The 1,112-nt window shown below is 46.3% G+C and carries 1 protein-coding gene; it reads left to right on the top strand.

Going from position 1 to position 1,112, the window contains the following annotated elements; all coding sequences use genetic code 11:
• The coding region (locus tag R7R24_RS24755; protein ID WP_318119740.1) for an ATP-binding cassette domain-containing protein at nt 1-1,112 on the top strand (1,112 nt) is incomplete at both ends.

The raw sequence follows: 1,112 nt of genomic DNA, 5'->3' as shown, positions 1-1,112 counted from the left end.
GTTGGATCTTGGTGAATTGAAAGTCGCGCAAGTATCGCTTTCAGAGCAACAACGACTACTTGAACGTGAGCTAGAAAAGGACGACACCGATTTTCTCGATCGTATCGACCAAGGCAGTACCGTTTATGCTTTGATTTTTGAGTGCTGCCAAGATGCAGCAACGACGGAAAGACTGCTTGAAGAGCTCGACCTTCACCATTTAAAACAGAGCGGTTTTCGTGTTTTATCGACTGGCGAGACCAGACGAGTCATGCTCGCTAGAGCGTTGGCAACCCAACCTGACCTTGTGCTTCTGGATAATCCTTTTGTCGGTCTAGATGTTGCCCACCGCGCTTCACTCGCAACCTATTTGCACTCGCTTTCGCAATCCGTCCAGATGTTGATTACGTTTTCTCGCGAGTCCGACATGCCAGAATGGATAGATCATGTGGCGCTATTTAATGCCGGCAGTCTTGACAGCACAATGAATAAAGAGAGTTGGGACAACCACCCGATAATCGAACAAATCAAGTCACAATCCCAAAAACAAAGCGAAGAGATGATGAGGTTGATACGACGCCACCAACACTCTACGCACTTCGATGATCCTATTTTCGAACTAAAAAATGGCCAAGTTGAATACACTGAAAAACGTATTTTCACTGACCTGAATTGGCGCATAGATAAAGGACAACACTGGCAAGTTAAAGGGCCAAACGGCTGTGGTAAAAGTACGTTATTGGGGCTGATATTTGGCGATCATCCACAATGCTACAGTAACGACATCCACATCTTCGGCAAGAAGCGAGGCTCTGGCGAAAGCATCTGGGAGATAAAACAGCATATTGGCATGGTCTCCTCTGCACTGCATCTTCAATACCGAGTGAATTGCAGCGCGTTAGAGGTCATTCTGTCTGGGTTCTACGACTCGATTGGCTTGTATAATCAGCCTTCGCGTAAAGAGATTGACGTAGCTAAAGAGTGGCTTGATATCTTACACATGCGTCACTACGAAAAGACGTCTTTCAAACAGTTGGAATACGGTCAGCAACGTTTGCTGTTGATCGCGCGCGCTATAGTGAAGCAGCCAACGCTACTCATTTTGGATGAGCCTTATCAAGGTCTCGACTTTT

The sequence above is a fragment of the Vibrio sp. 704 genome, assembly GCF_033339295.1.
The sequence above is the reverse complement of the archived record's forward strand: the minus strand, read 5'-3'. Positions and strand labels throughout refer to the sequence as shown.